14 protein-coding genes are annotated in these 24,138 nt (G+C 60.9%); 6 read left to right on the forward strand and 8 right to left on the reverse strand.

Annotated elements, in window-relative coordinates:
* Positions 1 to 206: 206 nt before the first annotated feature.
* Positions 207 to 1,832: a gamma-glutamyltransferase family protein gene (locus tag ABC383_RS24500; RefSeq protein WP_413018094.1), complete on the reverse strand. Its 1,626-nt coding sequence runs from the start codon at positions 1,830 to 1,832 to the stop codon at positions 207 to 209.
* A 92-nt stretch (positions 1,833 to 1,924) separates the two neighbouring features.
* Positions 1,925 to 2,920 carry a Bug family tripartite tricarboxylate transporter substrate binding protein gene (locus ABC383_RS24505; RefSeq protein WP_413018096.1) on the reverse strand — a complete coding sequence of 332 codons (996 nt, stop codon included), beginning with the start codon at positions 2,918 to 2,920 and terminating at the stop codon, positions 1,925 to 1,927.
* Between the two features lie 150 nt (positions 2,921 to 3,070).
* On the opposite strand from ABC383_RS24505, the gene ABC383_RS24510 reads away from it, so the two are divergent.
* Positions 3,071 to 3,964 (forward strand): LysR family transcriptional regulator, encoded by an 894-nt coding sequence (locus ABC383_RS24510; RefSeq protein ID WP_413018098.1) that lies wholly within the window; start codon positions 3,071 to 3,073, stop codon positions 3,962 to 3,964.
* 575 nt (positions 3,965 to 4,539) lie between these two features.
* Complete coding sequence (locus ABC383_RS24515) at positions 4,540 to 5,523, forward strand: tripartite tricarboxylate transporter substrate binding protein (RefSeq protein WP_413018100.1); 984 nt, start codon at positions 4,540 to 4,542, stop codon at positions 5,521 to 5,523.
* A 12-nt stretch (positions 5,524 to 5,535) separates the two neighbouring features.
* Here ABC383_RS24515 and ABC383_RS24520 read toward each other — a convergent pair whose 3' ends face one another.
* Together ABC383_RS24520 and ABC383_RS24525 are read right to left on the reverse strand one after the other, a co-directional pair.
* Positions 5,536 to 6,162, reverse strand: coding sequence for a LysE family translocator (locus ABC383_RS24520; RefSeq protein WP_413018102.1), 627 nt, complete (start codon positions 6,160 to 6,162; stop codon positions 5,536 to 5,538).
* Between the two features lie 36 nt (positions 6,163 to 6,198).
* A complete protein-coding gene (locus tag ABC383_RS24525; RefSeq protein WP_413018104.1) occupies positions 6,199 to 10,629 on the reverse strand; it encodes a CheR family methyltransferase in 4,431 nt (1,476 codons plus the stop codon).
* A gap of 319 nt (positions 10,630 to 10,948) precedes the next feature.
* On the opposite strand from ABC383_RS24525, the gene ABC383_RS24530 reads away from it, so the two are divergent.
* On the forward strand, positions 10,949 to 13,648 hold the full coding sequence (locus ABC383_RS24530; protein WP_413018106.1) for a putative bifunctional diguanylate cyclase/phosphodiesterase: 2,700 nt from the start codon (positions 10,949 to 10,951) through the stop codon (positions 13,646 to 13,648).
* Between the two features lie 335 nt (positions 13,649 to 13,983).
* Positions 13,984 to 16,398, forward strand: a complete 2,415-nt coding sequence (locus ABC383_RS24535; RefSeq protein WP_413018108.1) for a penicillin acylase family protein — start codon at positions 13,984 to 13,986, stop codon at positions 16,396 to 16,398.
* 154 nt (positions 16,399 to 16,552) lie between these two features.
* On the opposite strand, the gene ABC383_RS24540 is transcribed toward ABC383_RS24535, so the two are convergent.
* The 3 genes from ABC383_RS24540 to ABC383_RS24550 are packed head-to-tail and all read right to left on the reverse strand — an operon-like array spanning position 16,553 to position 19,677.
* Positions 16,553 to 17,536 (reverse strand): Bug family tripartite tricarboxylate transporter substrate binding protein, encoded by a 984-nt coding sequence (locus ABC383_RS24540; protein WP_413018109.1) that lies wholly within the window; start codon positions 17,534 to 17,536, stop codon positions 16,553 to 16,555.
* A 19-nt stretch (positions 17,537 to 17,555) separates the two neighbouring features.
* Positions 17,556 to 18,737, reverse strand: a complete 1,182-nt coding sequence (locus tag ABC383_RS24545) for a CaiB/BaiF CoA transferase family protein (protein ID WP_413018111.1) — start codon at positions 18,735 to 18,737, stop codon at positions 17,556 to 17,558.
* Positions 18,727 to 19,677 (reverse strand): hydroxymethylglutaryl-CoA lyase, encoded by a 951-nt coding sequence (locus ABC383_RS24550; RefSeq protein ID WP_413018113.1) that lies wholly within the window; start codon positions 19,675 to 19,677, stop codon positions 18,727 to 18,729. The genes ABC383_RS24545 and ABC383_RS24550 overlap by 11 nt, the downstream gene beginning before the upstream one ends.
* Positions 19,678 to 19,885: 208 nt before the next feature.
* Here ABC383_RS24550 and ABC383_RS24555 point away from each other — a divergent pair, with 208 nt between their 5' ends.
* The gene (locus ABC383_RS24555) at positions 19,886 to 20,617 is read left to right on the forward strand and encodes an IclR family transcriptional regulator (RefSeq protein WP_413018115.1); all 732 of its coding nucleotides are present in this window, start codon (positions 19,886 to 19,888) and stop codon (positions 20,615 to 20,617) included.
* Here the strand turns inward: ABC383_RS24555 and ABC383_RS24560 are convergent.
* On the reverse strand, positions 20,597 to 21,199 hold the full coding sequence (locus ABC383_RS24560; RefSeq protein ID WP_413018511.1) for a hypothetical protein: 603 nt from the start codon (positions 21,197 to 21,199) through the stop codon (positions 20,597 to 20,599). The two genes, ABC383_RS24555 and ABC383_RS24560, sit on opposite strands and share 21 nt — an antisense overlap.
* On the opposite strand from ABC383_RS24560, the gene ABC383_RS24565 reads away from it, so the two are divergent.
* Positions 21,095 to 24,022: a response regulator gene (locus ABC383_RS24565; RefSeq protein WP_413018488.1), complete on the forward strand. Its 2,928-nt coding sequence runs from the start codon at positions 21,095 to 21,097 to the stop codon at positions 24,020 to 24,022. The two genes, ABC383_RS24560 and ABC383_RS24565, sit on opposite strands and share 105 nt — an antisense overlap.
* Positions 24,023 to 24,138 lie beyond the last annotated feature (116 nt).

Genomic DNA, 24,138 nt, shown 5'->3' on the forward strand with positions numbered 1-24,138 from the left:
ACGCTCCGCTGCGCTCAAACAGACGCCGCACCTTATCCGCTTCAGGCATCGCCGTCACGGCGCGATCAACGGGACTTCACTGCAACGGCACCGGCCACTTCAAAGACAACGGCACCGGCCACTTCAAAAACACACCCGCATACGCCCCGCACTTCCAATCGGCACCTTCATCCAAAAGCCAAAGGCCAAAGGCCCCTGAACCTCCATCAGAACCCCGCCGCCAACCCGTCCCGCCGCGGATCGCTGGCGATCTGATACCCCTCTACCGCCGGATCCCCCATGCGCCAGATGAACTGCCCCGCGCCAAAGTCCTGGTAGGGGTCGTCGATGACCTCTACCTTGTGCCCCAGCGCCTGCAAGCCTGCAACCGTTGCCGGGTCCATGCTGGACTCCACATTGATTTCCAGGCCTTCGTTGAAACGCCAGCGAGGCGCATCGCATGCGGTTTGCGGTGGCTGATGGTAGTCGATCATGCGAACCACTGTCTGCATGTGCCCCTGCGGTTGCATGTTGCCGCCCATGACGCCGAAGCTCATCACGGGCTGGCCATTCTGCGTCAGGAAAGCGGGAATGATGGTGTGGAAGGGGCGCTTGCCCGGTCCCACCAGGTTGGCGCGGTTGGGGCCTTCCGGGTCGGTGCTGAAGCCGAAGCCGCGGTTTTGCAGGCTGATGCCGAAGGTCGGTTCCACCACTCCGGAACCGAAGCCGGCGAAATTGCTCTGGATGAAGCTGACCATCATGCCGCTTTCGTCGGCCGCGGTCAGGTAGATGGTGCCGCCCTGGACCGGATTGCCCGCCTGGAAGTCCTGCGCGCGGTTCGGGTCGATCAGCTTCGCGCGGCTAGCCAGATAGGCATCATCCAGCATCTGCTCGCTCGTCACTTCCATGCCGGCGTCGGCCACATAGCGGTAGACATCGGCGAAGGCCAGCTTCATCGCTTCGATCTGCAGATGCTGGGAAGCCACCGAGTCCGCGCCCAGGCTGGCCAAGTCGAAGTTCGACAGGATGCCCAGCGCGATCTGGGCAGCAATGCCTTGCCCGCCCGGCGGTATTTCGTGCAGGGTATAGCCGCGGTAATTCTTGGCAAGCGGCTTGACCCATTCCGGCTGGTTCGCCGCCATGTCGGCCATGCTCAGGGCGCCGCCGTGCTGCTGCACGAAGGAGGTCACTGCCTGGGCGATCTCGCCTTCATAAAAGGCCTTGCCGCGGGTTTCGCCGATGGCGCGCAACGCGCGCGCCGCCGCCGGAAACCGGAACAACTCGCCCACCTGCGGCGGCCGGCCCCATGGCAGGAAACTTTCCCGGAAGCCGGGCTGCTTCTCCAGTTCGGGCGCGCCGGCAGCCCACTTCTGCTGCACCACCGGCGGCACCAGATAACCGCGCTCGGCGATTTCAGCGGCCGGCTCCATCAGCTCGGCAAAGGGAAGCGAGCCGAAGCGCTCATGCAGCGCGACCCAGGCGCTGACGGCGCCGGGCACGGTGATCGAGTCCACGCCGCGCCGCGGCGGCTTGGCCTGGCGGCCATAGCGCTTTTCGAAATACCCTGGCGTCCATTCCTGCGGTGCGCGGCCTGAAGCATTCAGGCCGTGCAGTTCCTTGCCGTCCCAGAGGATGCAGAAGGCGTCCGAGCCCAGGCCATTGCTGACCGGTTCAACAATGGCCATCGCGGCCGCTGCCGCGATGGCGGCATCGACCGCATTGCCGCCGCGCCACAGCATGCGCAGGCCCGCCTGTGCGGCCAGCGGATGCGAAGTGGACACCGCGTTGCGTGCAAAGACCGGAATCCGTGTGGAGGAGTAGGGGTTACCTGGAACGAACGATGCATTGGACATGGCTGACTTGTAATCCTGTATGAAGGTGAACCGGCCCCGTGCTGGCGGGGCATCCGTGAATGGCACAACCTTGGGCAAGGTTGCGCCCTGTATCAATTGAGGCTGATGTTCATTGCCTTGATGTCGCGGCTCCAGCGGTCAAGCTCCCGATTGACCTGGGCCTTGAAGCTTGCCGGATCGCTGCTCACCGGCTCCAGGCCCTGCGCCTCGAACTGCGCCTGCACCTCCGGCTTGGCGATGATCTTGCGCACTTCCTGCGCCAGCTTCTGCACGATGGCGGGATCGGTGCCGCCCGTGGTGAACAGGCCGTACCAGGAAGTGAAGGCATAGCCTGGCACGCCGGACTCGGCCACGGTGGGCACGTCCGGCAGGGACTTCAACCGTTGCGGGGTGGTCACTGCGAGGATGCGGGTCTGGCCGGCTTTCGAGGAAGAGATCGCCGAGGGAATGCCCGAGAAGATCGCCTGCACCTGGCCGGCGATGACGTCATTGATGGCCTGGCTGTTGCCCTTGTAGGGAATATGCACGATGTTCACGTTCGCCTGCTGGCCAAACAGCGCGCCGGCCAGGTGCAGGGTCGACCCGGTGCCGGAAGAGGCATAGTTGATGGTGCCGGGTTCCTTGCGTGCGGCTTCGATGAAGTCTTTCACGCTCTTGTACGGCAGCTTGGAATTGACCAGCAGCGCATTGCCGGCCTCGGCCACGATCGTGATCGGTTCAAGGTCCTTGCGCGGATCGAAATTGAGCTTCTTTGCCAGCACCGGCGCAATGGTGTTATTGCCGATGGAGCCGAGCAGCAGGGTGTAGCCGTTCTTCTGCGCCTTGGCCACCGCCTCGCTGGCGATCAGGCCGCCCGCGCCGGGCTTGTTGTCGACCACCACGGTCTCGCCCAGGCTTTGCTGCAGTTCCTTGGCAATGATGCGCGCCACGATGTCGTTGGCGCCGCCGGGCGCAAAGCCCACCAGCAGCTTCAGCGGTTGGTTGGGCCAGGCTTCGGCGGCCATCGCCGGCGATGCCAGGCTCACAGAGCCACATGCCAGCATGGCGGCGGTACAGGCAAAGAGTCGGCGGGAAACAGGGTGGGACATGGAAATCTCCAGAAATGAGGTCGCTTGCAGAGCGGTGAGGGCAGCTGGAAGACAACACGGATGAAAGCCGATAACAGCGATTATGATAATGGTTTATCTTTTGCGAAAGCGATAATCTCTTCTGCTTGTTGAAAGGAATTCTTTAGCATCATGGCCAGTCTCCGGGTACTTCGCACCTTCCTTGCCGTCGCCGCGGAAGGCTCCTTCAGCGCGGCATCCCACCGGGTGGCGCTGACCCAGGCCGCGGTTGGCCTGCAGATGCGCACCCTGGAAGACGATCTGAAGCGCAAGCTGTTCACCCGAAGCGGGAAGCTTGTCAGCCTCAACGAACAGGGCCGGGCTCTGGTGCCGGTGGCCACGCAGATCGTGGCCCTGTATGAACAGGCAAGGCAGGGCACGCAGGCGGATGCGCCGCTGGCGGGCACTGTGCAGTTCGGCGCGATCGTGTCCGGGCTCAGCCAACTGGTGCGCGCCACGCTGGAACTGAAGCGTCGCCATCCGGCGGTCGATCTGCATGTGGTGTCGGGCAAATCCAGCCAGCTTGTCGCGCAGGTGGAAAACCGCGAGCTAGATGCCGCCGTGGTGGTGCACAACCCGGCGCTCCACCGTCCCACGCTGGCATGGACGCCGCTGTATGAGGAGCCCATGGTGCTGCTCACGCCGTCAAGCTCACGCGCCGCCGCACCCCGGGCCATGGTGGAGCGCTATCCATTCATCCGCTTCAATCGCAACGAGCATACCGGGGAGCTGGTCGAGCGCACGCTGCGCCGCCTGCGCGCCAAGCCGCAGGAATTCCTAGAGCTGAACTCCATCGAAGCCATCGTGGAGCTGGTGCGCGAAGGGTTGGGCGTTGCCATGCTGCCCAGGCTGGTCCAACGCACCTGGGACGACGATCCGCTGCTGCGGGTGCTGCCCGTGCAGCAGGCCACGGAGAGCCGCTCGATCGCGCTGGTGCAGCTCCGCACGGCGCCGCGCGCGGAGATCATCGGCGCAGTCAGCCAGCAGTTTCTTGCGGCGTTGGGTGCGACAAGGCAGCAGGAATGACGAGGACGGGCCTTCCGGAAGGATAGTGAGCTTTGGCCGCCATCAGGCGGGCATTCCCGCAGCCCGTGCCAAATACTGCTCATAGTGGCCCGGTTGAATCCCTGGCAGAAACGGCGTCGGCTACAGCGAATGAAAAAGCTGCGTCGATCCGCCAACGCGAAGCGCCAGGCGATGAAAGGGAAATCACTTTCTTTCATCACCTTGCTTCATGCTCATTGCCGCTGACAACCGCCGCAGCCTGACCAAGGCTCAAGCCTGGCAGCAGGGCTCCTATGCCTTTCAACGTCGGCAAGGAATATACCTTTCGGGTATCGAAAATATACTGGATCAGTGTTGGACGGGGCGTTGGCGGCTCACTATTCTGTAAATAGCGCATCAGCGTGCAGGACAGCGGTAATGCGCTGGCCGGCGCCAGCCGACGCGATGTCGCTGCAAGCATCCATCAAGCCGCATCCGGCAGGCCGGTCGAGGTTAGCCTTTCGGCAGCAGGCCAGACCATGGTCCATGGTCCATGGTCGGCGCATCGATGCCTGCACTGCTGAAGCAGTCAATCACGCCAATCAAAGGAATGAACAGTGAAGAACGCCGTCCTGACCCTGCTCGCTGCGGTGAGCGCCATTGCAGCATCCGCGGGCGCGCATGCACAGCAAGCCGAACCCAACTGGCCGAGCAAGCCGCTGCGCTGGATCGTGCCCTTCCCGCCTGGCGGCGCGATGGACGCAATTGCCCGCACGCTGGGCGACAAGGCGTCGAAGACGCTGGGCCAGGCAATCGTGATCGAGAACAAGCCCGGCGCGGGCGGCAACATCGGCGCCGAATTCGTCGCCAAGCAGCCTGCCGACGGCTATACCCTGATGATCACCTCGATCGGCATGGCAACCAACAAGCCGCTGTATGGCAAGCTGGGCTACGACCCGCTCAAAGACTTTGCACCGGTCAGCCTGCTTGCAGTGGTGCCCAACGTGCTGGTGACCAATTCCACCCTGCCCGATATCAGGACAGTGTCCGACCTGGTCGCCGCGGCGAAGAAGTCGCCTGGCAAGCTCAGCTATGCCTCCGCGGGCAATGGCACCTCCATCCACCTGGCCGGGGAAAAGTTCACCTCGCTTGCCGGGGTCGACCTTCTCCACGTGCCATACAAGGGCAGCGGCCCGGCCGTGTCCGACCTGCTGGGCGGACAGGTCAACATCATGTTCGACAGCGTTACCTCGGCCAAGCCGCATATCGTCTCGGGCAAGCTGCGGGCGCTGGGCGTGACCACGGCCAGGCGGTCGTCCGCCCTGCCCGACGTTCCCACGATTGCCGAAGCAGGCCTGCCGGGCTACGAGGTCGCGCCGTGGTTCGGCGTGTTCATGCCGGCTGGCACTCCGCGGCCCATCGTCGACAAGATGCATGCCGCATTGACCGGCGCGATGAAGCAGCCGGACGTGCAGGCGCGCTTTCAGAATATCGGCGCCGAACCGATCGGCTCGACGCCGGACGAGCTTGGCGCACATCTGGCGCGCGAATCAGCGCGCTGGAGCAAGCTGATCAGCGAGCGCGGCATCCGGCTGGATTAGGAAGACAGACTGTTATCGGCTGGCGGCCAGGCGCAGCCCCAGGCAGATGAACAGCCCGCCTGCCACGCGGTGAAGGACGGTCACGACCGTTTCATCGTTCATCAGGTAGCGACGCAGGGCCGACGCGAACCAGACCAGGCAGAAACACCACAGCGTGCTGCTGAGGACGAAACACAGGCCCAGCGCCGCGAAACCGAGATGAGCGCTGTCGCTATCAACCGAAACGAATTGCGGCAGGAAGGCCAGAAAGAACAGCGCCACCTTGGCATTGAGCACATTGGTCAGCAATCCCTGGCGATACACCGCGAACAGCGCCGACGAAGAAAAACCCGAGGAAATGGATGCCGGCGGTTGACGCGCCAACAGCATCCTTGCCCCCAGATAAATGAGATAACCGGCACCTGCCATCTTGATCACGAAAAAAGCGGTCGCTGACGCTGCCAGCAGCGCTGACAAGCCAAGAGCCGCCGCCAGCGTATGCACCAGCGCGCCGCTGGCGATGCCAAGCACCGAAGCCATGCCGGCGCTTCGGCCCTGTGACAGCGTCCGTCCGAGGATGTAGAAGGTGTCCGTGCCAGGGGTCAGGTTCAGCAGGAGGCTGGTTAGAAGAAAAATGCCGAAGTCATGGATGCCAAACATGAAAACGGAAGTCGTGACGATGTCGCGCACCTCCGTCTACTTGCAGGTCTTGGCGGCCAGCGCCAGAAATTGATCGAACACGACTGGCTTGCGCACATGCGCCCGGAATCCTGCCTGCAGCGCCCGCTCGACATCCTTCGGTCGCGTGAAGCCGCTCAGCGCGATGGCTGGCGTCGTTGCCGTCGTCTGTATCTTGCGCAATGCTTCCAGCAGCATATATCCGTCCATGCCTGGCATGCCGATGTCGGAGATGATCAGGTCAAATGCCTCGACGGCTTCCTGCGCGCGCCGGATCGCTTCCTCGCCGCTGGATGCTGTAGTGACGTGCGCCTTTTCCAGGGACATCAAATCGCCGAGCGATGCCAGCGTCTGCACCGTATCGTCCACCAGCAGGATACGTTTGCCTGCAAGGTCCGTGCTGCTCGGCGTCGCGGGCGGCGCGCTCTCGCCCCGTTGCGCAACGAGAGGCAGGAATACCCGGAACTGAGAGCCCTGCCCTATCCCATCGGAATGCACCTCGACACGTCCGTCATGACTTTGGACTAGTTGCTTGACCAAGGCCAGGCCAATGCCCATGCCGCCATACTGGCGCGTTGTGCCGGTATCGCCTTGCCGGAACATGTCGAAAATATTGGGAAGGAACTCCGGTCCGATGCCCTTGCCGGTATCCGCGACTTCCAGGCAAATGGTGGTGCCTTCCAGCGCAAGGCGTATCCACACTGTGCCATGGGCAGGCGTGAACTTCAGCGCATTGCTCAGCAGGTTCCATACCACCTGTTCGAGACGCAATCCATCGCCATACACCGGCAGGCTTTCCGGCATTGGTTCAAGCACCAGTGCAATCTGGCACTGCCGCGCCTGCTCCTGCATCATGTCTGCCACGCGGCTAACCACCTGACTGAAATTGATGGTGCTCCGGTTCAGCGCCAGCTTGCCGGTATGCAGCCGCGACAAGTCCATCAGGTCGTCAATGATTCTCGCCTGGCTCTCGACCATCTGCTTGATGGTCTTCGCACTCCTTGCAATGATGGGCTGGGTCGTCGCTTCCGGCACCCGGCTCAGCATTTCCGCCGACAGCTGGATCAGGTTCAGGGGCTGCTTCAGCTCGTGGGAAAGCACGGCAAAGAATTCGTCGCGCAGGCGGGAAGCCTCTTCCGCGCGGACCCGCTCCCGCTTTTCCCATTCGAGCCTGGCTGCCTGCTGGTCCTGGACCCACTTCGAGCCGGTCATATCCCGACAAATCTTGACATAGCCCTGCATCGCGTCTTCCGTCAAAACCGAGGTAATGCCGCTGCAGTAGACCAGGGAACCATCCTTGCGCATATGCCAGCGCTCGTCCTCGGCGCGGCCCGCCTCCTGCGCCTGATGCAGCTCTTTCTGGTATTCCCCATTGGTTTGGTCTTCCGGCTGAAACAGGATCGCGGCCGAGCGCCCGAGCATTTCCTTCTCGGAGTAGCCAAACAGGCGTTCGGCACCGCCATTCCAGCTTGTCACAAGTCCTTCGCTGTCCAGCGTTGCAATTGCATAGTCCTGCGTGCTGGCGGCCACCAGGCGCATGCGCTGTTCGCTGTACAGCAGCCTTTCCTCGGCGGCCTTGCGCGTGGAGATATCGATAAAGCACAGCACCAGGCCGGCAATGCGGTCTTCGGCAGTCCGGTACGGCAGCAGCCTGGCGATATACCATTCGCCCTGCTTGCCTGGCACTTCCCGCTCCACCGGCTGCAAGTGCTCGAATACACTGGCAATGTCTTTGTCGATGTCGGGATAGTCGAGCTGGGAGGTGATGTCCGCCAGCGGCCGCCCGATATCGTTGGCGATCAGATTGAAGAGCTTGAGGGACGGCTTGGTATAGCTGCGGATATGCCGGGCACGGTCGATGAAGATCGTGGCAATGCCGGTGGCGGCAACGAAATTCTGCAAATCGTCATGCGCCTTGGCGGTCTCGTCGACCTTGAGCTTCAGTTCCACATTGACCGTGGTCAGCTCTTCATTGATCGATTGCAGTTCCTCCTTGCTCGTTTCCAGTTCCTCCGTGGCGGAACGCAATTCCTCATTGATGGATTGCATCTCCTCATTGGCGGACTTGGCATTCTCCAGCGCAGTGGCGTATTGCGAAACCGCCGACTGCAATTCTTCCCTGGTCTGTTGCAACTCCTGCTGCAGCCGCACCACCACCTCGTCGTTGCCTGCTGCATTGGGTACCACGGCCAGATGCTTCGCATCCTGTTCCTGTTCGAACAGAAGCAATATCGGAAACGACCCGTTCTGTTCAGGCTTTCCTGGCTGAATCCGGATGCGAATGATGCTGTCCGTGCTGTTGCCGGACGACGGAACAGAGCGCGTGATGACGTTCTGACGCGCTTGCCTGGCATGGAACAGTCCTGTCTGCAGTTCCAGCCGCAGCGCCGGATCCACCACCGCCAGAATATTGCGGGTTGGTTCGCCACTTGGATAGCGAAGAAAGGCGCCGCCCCCTGTTGTCGCATACAGGATGGCGTCCTTGTCATCGATGACCACGCCGGCAAGGCCAAACTGCTCGAGCAACCGCCATTGCAGCGGCTCGTTAATGACGCTGTGCTGGATGAGCACCTCCCTCGGCAATGGCACGGTGCCCTGCAGGGTGCTGCGCAGGGTCGGCTCCGGCACGACGTTGACGAACGATGACTTGGCAGGCAGAGCCCGGTAGATCTTGTCCTTCAAGTTGACCAGCGTGAAGAGGTCGGATGCTACATCGGCGGTTTCCGCGTTGCCAAGAAACAGATATCCATTGGGCGCCAATGCGTAATGCAGTATCTCGAATACCTTTTTCTGGATATCCCGGTTCAGGTAAATCAGCAGGTTGCGGCAGATGACCAGGCTGATTTTCAGGAATGGCGGATCATGCAGGATGTTATGCGCGGCGAAGGTCACCATCTCGCGTATTTCCCGCTTGATGCGATAGCGCTTCTCTTCCTTGCTGAAATGCTGATGCAGGCGGCTCGGTATCACATCGACTTCAATGGACTGCGGATAGACGCCATGGCGGGCGACTTCGATCGCCTGCTGGTCGATGTCCGATGCAAAGACCTGGATTGCCCGCGGCACGGGACTCGATGCGTTCCGTTCGGCCAGCAGCATCGCGACGGAATAGGCTTCTTCGCCGGTAGCACAGCCCACGGACCAGGCGCGAAGCGGTTCGGCTGTCACGGCCTGCTGGAAAATACGCGGAATGATCTCGCGCTCCAGGGTATCGAACGCCCTGCGATCACGAAAGAAATTGGTCACCCCGATCAGCATGTCCTGCAGCAGCTTGGGCACCTCCTCGGGATGCTCGATCAGGAAGTCCTGGTATGCCAGCAGATCGGGCAGGCGGTTGACCTGCAGCCGGCGTTCGAGACGCCTGAGCACTGTCGCACGCTTGTAATGGTAGAAACTGTGGCCGGTATGCTGCTGGAGGATGGCGAAGATGTGCTGCAGCGCCTGCTCCTCGGGGCGAGTCAACAGCGCCGACGACGGCACGCCGAGTTCCGCCTTCTCCAGAGTGGCAGGCGGAAGCTGGATGACTGCGGCATTATTGACCAGCTCCAGCAGTTTTTGCGGCATTTCGGACACCGGAAGCACCCAGTCGATGACGCCACTGTCAATGGCGCAGAGCGGCATGGAATCGTGCTCTGCATCCTCGGGAAGCTGGGCGATGGCCACGCCGCCAGTTGCCTTGATGCGCTTGACGCCGACGGCGCCGTCCGAATCCGCTCCTGACAGGATGATGGCGACCGCATGTTCCTGGTGTACTTCGGCCAGGCTGCGCAGGAACTCGTCGACGGCAACATGGCGACCATAAGGACGGACGACTGTCGCGGTATGCAACTGGCCACCGTCGAAGGCCAGGTTGTGATTCGGCGAAATGACGTACACATGGTTGGGCTCGATCGTCACGGTTTCGGTGACGGCAGTCACGGGCATGCGGGTGTGGCTCTGCAATATCGCGGCGAGATTGCTTTCATGTTCCGGGGAGAGATGCAGCACGATGACGAATGCCATGCCATTCTGGGCTGGCATGGCGTCAAAGAAGCGCTTCAATGCTTCAATGCCGCCCGCTGAAGCTCCAATGCCGACGACAAAGAAAGAGAGCTTGCTGGGTAGGTAATCTGGAACGGCTGGAAGAACTTGCTCAATACTGCTGTCGTTGTCGTCATTCATAGTGAGAAAACCTGTGCCCCATGGCGCAATGTACGAACTGAACGCCAAGAAGCTGGTTGCGGGCAAACGCCCATCATGTGAGCAAATCGATAAATTTGCAATGCAAGAATGAGGGAGGGGCGGAATGCCTGATAAACGCCCGCTCCGCCAGGCCATGCGCTTCGATACAGCTGACCCGGCCATGCTCCGCGCGCGCTGACCATTGTACCGAGCGACAGACCAGCGCCTGCGCAATGTCTTTGTGGCGGAAGCGTGGAAGCCGACACTTGAAACCCTTTTGCCGGTCATCCTAACCCGTTTCAGGTGCTGGAACAGATATCGCAGGCGTTATTGGGTACATCGTGCGTGGTCCGAATTTCCTTGCTATGCCGCTCCGTTAATTACATCGGTTTTGAGGCATTCCTTTTGCCAACTCCGATGAAGGAAACCGGGTGCGGAAAGCCATTTCGATCTCAATAAGAGATGGCGCAAGCGCCGTTGCCGGTTTAAAGTAGCAGAACATTTTCTACTTGTAATCACAAGTTTAATTAATGGAAACTGGCTTTTGACAAATTAAACAGAAAGAATGTGCAAATAAATAGCGTTGGGAGTGAGGAGAAAACGAGGAATGAATATATTGCATGGAGGAAACTATCTCCAAGACGTGACATCAAGTCTGTCATTTGTCCTAGTCAATGATCGCGATGAAATCGTTTTTTGTTCCCAGCGCGGTACTGATTACATCGTTGCTCAGCCTGTTATTCCGACAAGCATTCTCACGGCCGTTGAAGCATCGCTGCGACCTTCATTAACCGTCGCGTTGGCACAGGCTCGCCATGCTAAAGGCGCTGTCGCGTTTTCCCATACCAGACTGGGGGCAGACGGCAACCGTACTGATCTTCTGGTCACAATCAGGCCGCTTCACGTTGACATGGAAAACCGGATACGGATGATCCTGTTCGACGTTGCCGAACAGGGGGAAAAAGAAAAATTTTCAGTCACAGCGGCCAACCAGAACCTGGTTTCTGACCTGTACGCTGAACTGATGCGTTCCCGCGATGAATTTCATCGGCTGACCCTCGACAACGAAGAAACGGTCAACAGCCTGGCTGCTCTTAACGAGGAACTGTATTGGATCAACGAAGAATTGCGCACCACGTCCAATGAACTCCAGCTGAACAGGGATACGCTGGAAGCAGGCAATGCGCTTCTGAACGAAATGGTTTCCAGCATAGCCAAAGCGAATGACGATCTTGAAAATTTTGTCGAGGCGACAGAACTGGCTTTGATTTTTGTCGACTTCGACATGCGGATTATCCGCTTCACGGCGCCTGCAGGAACCGTGTTCAGACTCAGGGCCGGTGATGCCGGAAGACCGCTGCTGGATATTTCCCATTGCCTGCAATACAAGAACCTGGAAGCCGACATTAAAAGCGTTCTCCACACGCGTGAAAAAGTCGAAAAGGAAGTGCGAAGCACGGACGGGACCTGGTTCTGCCTTCGCGTTATTCCCTATACAAATGAGGCTGCCGAGATCGTAGGCGCCATTATCATCCTGCTGGACATCTCGCTGCGCAAGGAGGCCGAGGAAAATCTCCGCTCCGGCGAACAGCGCTGGCGGGCGGCACTGGAAGCCACCGGCGACGGCATTTGGGAATGGGATATCGCGTCTGACAAGTGCACCTTATCCCCGGCATGGCGAAAAATTCTCGGTTATGGTCCAGATGACATCGCTACCGGAAAACTGCATGAATGGCTGGCGCTGGTTCATCCCGAAGACCGCGCCGATGTCGCCCAAGTCATTGAGGCATGCGGAAATGGCGACCCAGGATGGTTTTCACATGAATATCGCATCCGATGCAAGGATCGCCACTCGAAATGGGTGCTCAGCCGCGGCGCAGTGGTCGAACGCGGGCAAGATGGCAAGGGAAAGCGGCTTATCGGCACACTCAGCGATATCTCCCATAAAAAAAATGCCGAGCACGAGATCTGGTATCGCGCCAATTATGACTCGCTGACTGGTCTGCCGAACCGCAGCTTTTTCCTCGACCGGCTCAATTATGAAGTCATGCACGGAAAGCGCTCAGGACAACCCTTTGCCCTGATGTTTATCGATCTCGACCGGTTCAAGGAAGTCAATGATCTTCACGGGCATGGCGCTGGCGACCAACTCCTGCGCATCGTCTCCGACGCGCTGAAGGCGTCGGTTCGCGAATCCGACACCACTGCCCGGCTCGGCGGCGATGAATTTACCGTCCTGCTGACGGACATCGCAGATTCCACCCAGGTTGAATTGATTGCCGAGGACATATTGCGGAGGCTATCCGAACCGACGACCTTAGCGGGCAACGCCTTCCACATATCAGCCAGCATCGGCATCACATTTTTCCCCAAAGATGCCAGCTCGGCCAATGACCTGATCCGTAATGCGGACCAGGCAATGTATGTGGCAAAGAACGCGGGCCGAAACTGCTGCCGCTTTTTTTCTCAAAAAATGCAGGACGAGGTTATTACACGCATCAAAATCACCAACGACCTGCATGATGCGAGCGATGGACAACTGCAACTGGTTTTTCACCCCATCGTCGACATGGGTACGGGAAACATTGCGAAGGCGGAAGCCTTGCTCAGATGGAAGCATCCGACACGCGGCTTGCTTCAACCGGATCATTTCATTCACCTGGCGGAAGAAGCCGGCCTGATCAACCGCATTGGGGATTGGGTATTCACCGAAGCGGCAACCGCGGCGCTGCGTCTGGGAAATGTATGTTCCGGACAGTTCAAGATCAGTATCAACAAGTCGCCGCTCGAATTTTCTTCGAAAAAAAATCTCCCGAAACTGGACTGGGTCTTGCATCTGAAGGAAATTGGCCTGGACCCGGCAAGCTGCATCATTGAAATTACCGAAGGCCTGCTGTTGCAGGCCACCAGCGAAACGATGGAGTTGATCGCTTCATTCCGGGAGGCAGGAATCCAGTTCGCCCTCGATGACTTCGGCACCGGTTATTCCTCCATGTCCTACCTGGCAAATTACAACGTCGACTACCTGAAAATCGACAAATCCTTCGTGACCCGGTGTGGCGAAAATAAGGCCAGCAGCGCCATTGTCGAAGCCATGATTCTGCTGGCCCACAAGCTCGGGCTGAAAGTGGTCGCCGAGGGCGTGGAGTCCTGGGCGCAGCACGAATGGCTGCGGGCCGCAGGCTGCGACTACAGCCAGGGCTTCCTGTACTCCCTTCCATTGGAAATCGATGCGCTGGAAGACCTGGTCAGGCAAAGCTTTCGGCAATCGTCGTCCTTCCCAAGGTTTTCGTCCGTGGGAAGGTAGCCGGCCATGCGGGGTTGAAGACCGCAGGCCATTGCTTCGTTTTCCCCTCACCGCTGGCCTCGCCTTCGATAGCGGGCTTCCCTTGGAGAGAGCGGCGCATTACCGCCCGCGCGTCATACCGGAATTGACTGCCGGGGCCGAGGTCAAGGTCAACTCCCACGATGCCGTCCTGCCGCCATCGCAGCAGACGACTCCGACACCTCGTGGCTCGGGAAATGCGCATGCCAGGGCGGGATATCTCGTGCCGGTCAATCCATCCCCTACCGGTTCACGGCAAACCTGTCCGACGTCGCTTAAGATCCCTGCTCTTTGATAAAAATAATGGAGAGATCTGGATGGACGTCAACATTCGCCCCCTGTGGGCTGCTGTGCTCGCCGTATCGCTGCAGGCCGCATCGGTCGCGCAAGCCAAGGAAGCGATCCCCGTCGAAAGCTATCAGGTCGGCGGGCTGTCCAAACCCGCGGAGATCCTTGTCGACCGCTGGGGTGTGCCCCACATCTATGCCGCCACCCAGGCAGACGCCTTCTTCATGCAAGGCTTCAATGCCGCGCGGGACCGCCTGTTTCAGATTGACCTTTGGCGCCGCCGCGGCCTGGGCCAGCTGGCCGAAGTACTGGGTGCATCCTATGTGCCCCAGGACCAAGCCACCCGTCTGTTCCTCTACCGCGGCGACATGCAGCGCGAGTGGAAGGCCTACGGCAGCGAAGCCCAATCCATTGCCACCTCGTTTGTCGCCGGCATCAACGCCTATGTCGATTTCCTCGCCGCGCACCCTGAACGGATGCCCTTTGAATTCAGGAAGCTCGGTTATGCCCCGGCAAAGTGGCAGCCGGAAGACGTGGTGCGCATCCGCAGCCACGGCCTTACCCGCAACCTCAACAGTGAAGTCGCGCGCGCCGCGGTGGCCTGCAAGGCCGATCTGAAGTCCGATGAGATTCGTTTCGGCCTGACGCCGTCATGGGAGGCGCAAATGCCGCAGGGCCTCGATCCCTGCCTGCCGAAGGACTTGCTGAAAGTATTCCAGCTGGCCACGCAAAACGTGCGCATCACCAAGGAAGCGATCCAGAGCGCGGCCGGGGAAGCGTCGATACGCATTGCCGCTGCCGAGCGCATTGATGAAATCACGGAAGGCAGCAATAACTGGGTAATCTCGCCGTCGAAGTCGAGCACCGGGCGCGCCATCATGGCCAACGATCCGCACCGGGCCTACTCCGCGCCCTCGCTGCGCTACATCGCGCATCTGAATGCGCCCGGCATGAATGTCATCGGCGCCGGCGAACCGGCCTTGCCGGGAATCTCGATCGGCCATAACGGCACCATCGCCTTTGGACTCACTATCTTCAACATCGACCAGGAAGACCTGTATGTCTATGAACTCAATCCCGAGCATCCTGACCAGTATCGTTATCAGGGCAAATGGGAGCCGTTCCGCACGGTGCAGGAACAGATCGCCGTCAAGGGCGCGCAGCCGGTGCCGGCGGCCCTGACCTTCACCCGCCATGGCCCGGTCATCTTTGTCGACAAGGAAAAGAACCGTGCGTTCGCAGTGCGTTCCGGCTGGCTGGAACCGGGCATGGCGCCTTACTTCGGCAGCGTCGACTACATGAAGGCGACCAATTTCCGGGACTTCAAGAAAGCGATGCTGAACTGGGGCGCACCGACCGAGAACCAGGTCTATGCCGACGTGCAGGGCAACATCGGCTGGGTGCCGGGTGGCCTGGCGCCCAGGCGCCCGAACTGGGACGGCCTACTGCCGGTGCCCGGCGACGGCCGCTACGAGTGGAACGGATTCTGGTCCGGCGACGACCTTCCGTTCGCCTATAACCCGGCCAATGGATGGTTTTCGTCATCCAACCAGATGAACCTGCCGGCGGACTATCCGTACAAGGAGCGCAAGCTGGGATTCGAGTGGACCAATGGATCCCGCCACACGCGTATCGAGGAAGTGCTTGCGGCATTGCCGAAGGTGTCGATCGAGGATTCAATGCGTCTGCAGAACGATGATCTGGCCATTCCCGCTCGCCGCCTGGTGACCCTGGTGCAGCCTGTCCCGGCCGCCGATCCGAAAGCTCACGCGGCGCAGGAAGTGTTTACCGGATGGGACTATATCGAGCGCACCGACTCGGCGCCGGCGGCGCTGTATGAAGTCTGGCTGTCGCGGCATCTGGGCAATGCATTCAAGAAGGCGGTGCTGAAGCCGGAAGCCGCGGCGGCCATGACGGCGCCCGATGTCGCTGTGATGCTCGATGCACTCGAGAAGCCGGAAGCCCTGTTTGGCGACAACGCGATCGCCCGCCGCAACCAGGTGCTCCTGTCCAGCCTTGCAGCCGCGTACGACGAACTGACCAAGCTGCAGGGACCGGACCCCAGGCAGTGGCAATGGGGCAAATTGCACCATAACCTGATGGAGCATCCGCTGGCGGCGGCGGTGGACGATGCCACGCGGGCGCGCATCAATGTGGGCCCCATGCCCAAGCATGGCGGCGCCTATACGCCAAACCAGTCGACCTACCGCGTCAGCGACTTCCGGCAGACCAATGGCGCTTCGTTCCGGGTGGTGGTGGACGTGGGCAACTGGGACAACTCGCGCGCCATCAACTCGCCAGGGCAGTCGGGCAACCCGGACAACCCGCACTATCGCGACCTGGCCGACATGTGGCTCAAGGGAGACTATTTCCCCCTGCTCTATTCACGCGACAAGGTGGAAGCGTCGGCGCAGCAACGCATCCTGCTGAGCCCGGCGCGCTGACACGCTGCTGTCTCGTTACCGATGCGTGCAACGGCCCGGTTTTGCCGGGCCGTTTTTTCTCGGCAGGGCAATCGCCCGGCGCCGGCTGCCGGCGCATGCCAAGGCGCCGCGGCATCATTCCGCCTCCACTTTGCCTGTCTTTTCCTAGTCCGTTTCAATCCGGCTTGATGCCGGCTTCGCGGATCAGGCTGCCCCATTTGTCCTGTTCGGCTTTGATGAACCTGGCCGCCTGCTCCGGGGTGCCGGTCATTGGAACGCTGCCTTCGGCCTCCAGCGTCGCCATCAACGCCGGCTGCGCAAGCGCCTTGGTGACTTCCGCGTTCAGGCGCTGCACGATGTCGGCGGGCGTTCCGGCCGGCGCCACGATGGCCTTCCAGTCCATGGCGACGAAGTCCTTGTAGCCGGATTCGGCAACCGTCGGCACATCGGGCAGGAACGACAGGCGCTTTTGCGAGGTGACCGCGAGAGCGCGCAACTTGCCGCCCTTGATCATGCCGGCAACCGACTGGGGCGTGGCGAACATGTAGTCGGTCTGGCCGCCGATCAGATCGGTGATGGCCGGCGCAGCGCCTTTATATGGAATGTTCAGCACCTGCATGCCGGCACGGCGGCTCAGCATTTCTCCGGCCAGGTGGCCCACCGTGCCATTTCCGGCAAGCGCCTGCTTGACCTCGCCGGGCTTGGCCTTGGCCGCCTTGACGGCATCGGCCAGCGATTTCCACGGGGAGTCGGACCGCACTACCATCACCGTCGGCAGTTCTGCAACCAGGGCAACCGGCACGAAATCCTTGCTCACGTTGAACGGCATCTTGGGAATCAGCGCGGGGTTGATGGCGAGGTTGGCGGTCTGCCCCATGCCGATCGTGTAACCGTCAGGTCTGGATTTCGCCACAGCGTCCATGCCGATGTTGCCATTGGCGCCCGGCTTGTTATCGACGAGGAAGGTCCATTTGGTATTGCCTGTCATTTTTTCCGCGATATGGCGCGTGACCGTGTCCGTGCCGCCGCCGGGGGTATAAGGCACGAGGAAACGGATCGGCTGGTTGGGCCAGTCGCCGTTCTGCGCGAAACTCGCGCTGGCAGCGAAGCCCATGGTGCTGGCGAGGGCGGTCAGAATGAAAATGCGGCGGGAATGCATTGGGTGTCTCCTTGGTTTTTTATCGGATGATCTGTTGCGCCTGCATGGCGTGGATCGCGGGCTCGTCGTAACCGAGTTCACGCAATAATTCGGCGCTATGTTCGCCAAGCCTGGGTGGGTTGAGCCGGATGCCGGGCCGTTCCCCTCCCAGCGTGAAAGGCAGCAAGGCAGTGAGGGTTTCACGGCCATCCGGCAGCGTGATCGGCGCCAGTCCGCCGGTCTGCTTCAGATGCGGATCGTCGAGCAGATCGTGCGGCCTGGTAATCGGCGCAAACGGCAAGCCATGCCTTTCGAATGCTGCCGACAGTTCAGCTGCGCTATAGCGCGCCATCTCGGCGCGCAGCAGGGGCATCATCCAGTCGCGCGCGAGCACCCTGTCGTTATTGCTCATCAGGCGCTGGTCGGACTTCAGGTCGGACAGGCCGAATGCATCGCAAAAGATGGCCCACTGCGTATCGCTGACCACCGCCAGAAAGATCTGTTCGTTGTTTTTCACATTGAACACGTCATAGACGGCCCAGGCGGAAATGCGGCTGGGCATGGGTGCGGCCGGCTTGCCCGTCACCGCGTACTGCATCATGTGCTGCGCGACCAGAAACACATTGTTCTCGTACAGGGCGCTCTGCACTTCCTGGCCCCGGCCGGTCTGGCCGCGTTCCGCCAGGGCAGCCATCACGCCGAGAGCGCCGAATACGCCGCCCATGATGTCATTGACGCTGGTGCCGGCACGCAGCGGATCGCCCGGCCGTCCCGTCATGTACGCCAGGCCGCCCATCATCTGCACCACCTCATCCAGCGCAGTGCGATGGTCATAAGGGCCAGGCAGGAAACCCTTGTGGCTGACATAAATCAGCCTTTCGTTGCGGGCGGAAAGGCTGGCATAGTCCAGCCCCAGCTTCTTCATCGTCCCGGGCTTGAAGTTCTCGCTGACGACATCGGCAGTGGCGATCAGCTTCAGCACCAGTTCCCGTCCCTCAGGCGTTTGCAAATCGACGGCGATGCTTTTCTTGTTGCGGTTGAACATGGGGAAGAAACCCGCGCCGGAGCCGAGCAGCTTGCGGGTGTTGTCGCCGCCAGTGGGCTCGACCTTGATGACTTCCGCGCCCAGATCCGCAAGCACCATGCCGCAAGTCGGCCCCATCACCATGTGGGTGAATTCAACGACGCGGATGCCCTTGTAGGGAAGATGTTCAGCTGCCATGCGGCACTCCTTGTTGAAAACCTTTGGGCAGACCGGCTTCCGGCGTCATGCCATAGAGGGGCTCGCCCGGCAGGCCGGCCTTCAGCGCTTCGCGTGCCGCAACCAGGCGGTCGATATCGATGCCGGTGGAAACCCCCATGGCTTCGAACATGAACACCAGGTCCTCGGTCACCACGTTGCCTGACGCGCCGGGCGCATAGGGACAGCCGCCCAGGCCGCCCTGCGATGCATCGAAGACGCGCACGCCTTCGTCATAGGCCGCAAGGCAGTTCGCCAGTCCGAGGCCGCGGGTATTGTGCATATGCGCCGCACCGGCCCTGGCGCCGATCTCTGCGCGCAAACGACGGAACAGGCGACGCACCTGCGCAGGATTGGCGTAGCCGGTCGTGTCCGACAGGCCGCAGTCGTCCACGCCGGCCGCGGCGCACTGCGCCGCCATGCGGATCACATCGTCCTCCGCCACCAGGCCCTGTATCGTGCAGCCGAAGGCGGTGGAAATACCGGCCTCGATCTTTACGGTGGGGGCAACACGGTCACGCAGCGCGACGATCTCCCGCACGGTGCCGATCATTTGTTCCCGCGTCTTGCGCACATTTGCCAGCGAATGCGCCTCGCTGGCCGACACAGGAATGGTCATCTTGTGCACGCCTGCCGCCAGCGCCGCCTCGGCGCCGCGCAGATTGGGCACCAGGGCCATCACGGTCAGGCCAGGCAAGGTCAGCGCATGAGCAACGATGTCGTCGGCATCCGCCATTTGCGGCAGCAGTTTCGCCGGCACGAACGACGCGACTTCGATTTCACGCAGCCCCGCTTCGTGCAAGGCGCTGATCCAGCGCTTCTTGTCCGCGGTTGGCATGGTGGCCTTGACGGACTGCAGCCCGTCACGCGGCCCGACTTCGCTGATCAGAACGTCAGGCGCCGTATTTAACGATGAATGCATTGTTGAACTCCTCCGGTGGCTTGTCGGGACAAGCGCTTCATGCCTAGTGGAAGCTGCTTGCCATACGACTCTTGAGTCAGCGGCGCCGAGCAGCGAAGATAAGTAAGTTGCAGCGGTAGTTCTGTCTGTTAGAATGCTGTTCTAACTTTAGAAATAGTTTGCAGGCGCTTGCTTCAAGTGTCAAGTTTTTCCATGGAGCGAACATCCAATGCCTCGTAAAGCCCAGACCGAATCGATTGCAGATGTCAATGCAGCACCCGGCGGCGCAGCCGCCGTGGACAAGGCCATTTCCCTTCTTGCGGCATTTCGTCCAGGCGACCGCGCGCTGGGACTGGGCGATCTGGCCGAGCGCACCCAGCTCTACAAAAGCACTGTGCTACGCGCGATCGCTTCGCTCGAGCATGCGCGCCTGATCCAGAAGCTGCCTGATGGCAGATATGCATTGGGCAGCGAGGTCGCCCGCCTGTATGGGATCTATGCCGCCTCGTTTTCTCTTGAGAACATCGTGCTGCCGGCGCTGCAGGAACTCGTCAGGCAGACTGGCGAAAGTGCTGCATATCATGTCCGCCAGGGCAATGCGCGCCTTTGCCTGTATCGGGTCGACTCGCCCCATCCGGTCCGTGACCATGTGCGTGCCGGCGACGTGCTTCCGCTTTATCGCGGCGCCGGGGGCCGTGTACTGGTCGCGTTCGACCGGGAACTGCTGGAACAAGCGCCCGTTGAAGAGGCGGGAATCTATCGCCAAATTGTCGAGCAGGGCTTTTGCGCAACCAGAGGCGACCGGCTGGCGGAGGTGGCCGGCATCTCTGCCCCAGTGTTCCGGCAGGACGGGCAAATGGCCGGAGCGCTCACACTGACAATGCCTGCACATCGCTACAGCGAGCGCTATATCGAGCAGCTTATCAAGATAGCCAGGGAGTTATCGTCTCGCATGCCGTGACACACCTGGCAAAGTCGCACGTCGCCCCGAGGGGAACGCCATTACGGAAAGCAGGCGCAGCGCCATGATCCCGTGACCGAAGCTATTAAACCAATAGTCATCATTTATATAAAACCTTAAGTCTAATGGATGTAGATGGAATGAGACGCTGCGCCGTGAAAAATACGCTTTTCCATCAGGCGCTGCATAACTTTCCGCAGCGCTCATCAAGACATGGAACAATACGGCTTCTGTTGGATTCCTGTGCATCGACATCTTCCGGTGGATGTTCTGAAGCGCCCCGGCAGCAAAATTTCCCGTTTGATGCAAGCTCCATAAATCATGTCTGTTTTCCGAGTCTTTCCGCGCCTGGGCATGGCCCTCGCAGCGCTGGCGATTACGCTCATGGTCTTCATGGTGCACCAAGCCGACACCAGCCGGACGACATCGGCCCGATGGGTTGCGCATACCCAGGCAGTGCTGGAAAAGCTGCACGAGATGAACGAAGGCATCAGCCGACTGGGCGTTGCGCAGTTGCTCTATCTTCTTTCCGGCGATGACAACTTTATCCGGCAGCGCGATAGCACCTTGACGTTGATTCAAGCCGACATCGCAGCGATCGAAGGCCTGACTGCCGACAACCCGCTGCAGCTGCGCCGCATTCGCGAAATACGTGACCGCTTGCAGAAGCGTTACGCCTACATGCAGGCAACCGAGCAATTGCGCCGTCGGGAAGGTCTGACCGGAGCCCTCTATCCCACCTTCCTTTCGGGCGGCAAGCGGGAAACCGAAGCCATACAGGCGCTGGCGGGCGAAATGAAAGCCAATGAGCAGCGCCTGCTCGAGGCACGCACCACGCAGGCGGCACGGACCTATCGCAATGAACTGAACACGCTGCTGGCAATCAGCGTCGTCAGCTCCCTGATCATCCTGATCGGCTATGCCTATTCCCGCCGCCAGGCGCATGCCAGGCAACAGGCCGAGCAACAACTGCAGGTGCTGGCCGACAGCCTGCCGGGCGTGCTGTACCAGGCGAAAATCGAAGCCGACGGAAAGGAGACCCTGCTGTTCCTGAGTGCAGGCGTGTACCGCATAACGGGACAGCAGCATGCCAGTGCGTTCCAGCCTTCGGCCTGGATCGACGCCCTTGTCCCGGAAGACCGCCCCGGCTATCTCGCCGCGCTGGAAAAGGCGCGCGCCGCGCGCGGCGAATTCCGCCACGAATACCGGGTCAGGAATAGCCAGGGTGATGTCACCTGGGTGTTGCACCAGGCGACCATACAGGAACAGGCGGACTGCTCGCTGCTGTCGCATGGTTATGTATATGACATCACCGACCAGGTAGCGCTCAAGCGCGCACTGCAGGAGGCCAAGGAAGCAGCCGAAAATGCCAATACGGCAAAAAGCGTGTTCCTTGCCACGATGAGCCATGAAATCCGCACGCCAATGAATGGCGTGATCGGCACGCTGGAATTGCTTCAGCACAGCGGCCTCGACCCCGAGCAGCGGCAAAACCTGGCCATTGCCCGCCGGTCCAGCGAATCCCTGCTGCGCCTGTTGAATGACATCCTCGACTTCTCCAAGATCGAGGCTGGCAAGGTGGAAGTCATTCCCGGACCGGTTTCCCTGCGGCGCAAGCTGGAAGACCTTTGCCAGCTCAATGTCGGCTATGCGGCCGGCAAGGGCATCAGCCTGCGCTGTCGCATCGACCCGGATATCTCGCCGGTGGTGCTGGCCGATCCGCTGCTGCTGCGGCAGATTCTGTCCAATCTCCTGAGCAACGCCATCAAATTCACCAGGCAGGGCAGCGTTACGCTGGCCGCCGAATTCATCGGTCGCAGTGCGGGCATCGAGACCGTGCGCCTGTCGGTGCAGGACACCGGCGTCGGCATTACGCCGCAAGACCAGGCGCATCTGTTCGACCCCTTCGTCCAGGCGAGGGACCCGGCGGCACGATCTGCGGGCGGAACCGGGCTGGGCCTATCGATCTGCCGGCGTCTGGCGGAAATCATGGGCGGCAGCATTGAACTGGAAAGCGCTCCCGGCATCGGCACTACCGTCAGTGTCTTGCTCGCCCTGTCCATCGGGACCGCCGAAGATTTGCCGGCCAGTCATGCGTTCAAGGACAGTCGGCCAGGCCCCGTGCCGGCGCCGATTGCCACTGCTCGGGAAAAAGGCGCAACGGTTGTGCCAGTCCTGATCGTCGACGACCATCCGATCAACCGGGTCGTGCTGGAAAAACAGGTCAAACAGCTTGGCTACGCCGTGGCGTCGGTAGCCGGCGGCGAGCCGGCCCTGGAGATATGGCGCACAGGCGGCGTCGCACTGATTCTGACCGACTGCAATATGCCTGGCATGGACGGCTATGCCTTGACACGCGCCATACGGGCTGAAGAAGAAGCCAGTGGCCGCGCGCGTACGCCACTGATCGCCTGCACCGCTAACGCATACGATGAGGCCGCCGATGCCTGCCTGGCCTGCGGCATGGATGATTACCTGGCCAAGCCGGTCAGCCTGGAGCGATTGAAAGAGGTCCTTGAACTCTGGTTCCCGGACCATAAGCTGGCCGGGGCGCACCCCGGGTCACCGATCGACATCGACAAATTGCGCCAACTGAGCGACGGCGACATTGCAGTCGAGTGCCAGCTTCTGGAACAACTGCGCATCACCAATGACGACGATGCCACGGCCTTGCGCAAGGCGATGGCGGCGCAGGACATGGCACTGGTGGCGCGCAGCGCGCACCGCATGGCGGGCGCGAACATGATGATTGGCGCCTCTGCTTTTGCCGGTGCATGTCGCACAATCGCACACGCCGGCCGCAACGAGAATGCTGCGGCGGTTGCCGCTGCGCTGCCCCTGTTCGATGCGGAACAGGCGCGGCTAAACGCCTGCCTTGAACAGGCTGGAGCCGCCTTGCAAACGGCGCTGCCGCAGGCTGCGGCTGCCCTGCCGGAGGCGGCAAGCCTGTCGTTCCTGATTGTCGACGACCATGCCTTCCAGCGTCATACCTTGCGCATGCTGCTGTCACAACTCGGCGCAAGCCGCATTGCGGAAGCCGTCGATGGGCAGGCGGCGCTGAAGCTGATAGGCGAGCCTGAAAGCCGCTTCGACATCGTCATCAGCGACCTCGACATGCCCGACATCGATGGCATGGAACTGGTCCGCCATCTCGGCAGGCATCGTCATCCTTCGTTCATCCTGTCGAGCTCGCATGACCGCTCGCTGCTGGCGTCCTTTGCCACCATGGCGGAAGCCTGTGGCATTCGGCTGCTGGGCGTAATGGAAAAGCCGCTCCGCCGCGACCTGCTTGCGGCGTTGGTCGCCAGGCACGCTGACCAGCCCGCGGCACCTGAAACGGAGGGTGCCGGAGAACACGCCCTACTACCCGCAGATGCGCATGGTCAGAAGCATCGAGAACAGTGAGTTCGGGCACGCTCACAAAACCCGGGATCGCTGGTAGGAGCGACCGGCTCCGTGGCGCCGAAGCGTTCGCTCGCTGGCGATCCGGAGCGTGAACTGGTGTCGCAGGCGGATTGTCA

This window comes from Noviherbaspirillum phoenicis (assembly GCF_047237965.1).
Classification (GTDB): Bacteria; Pseudomonadota; Gammaproteobacteria; order Burkholderiales; family Burkholderiaceae_D; genus Noviherbaspirillum_A.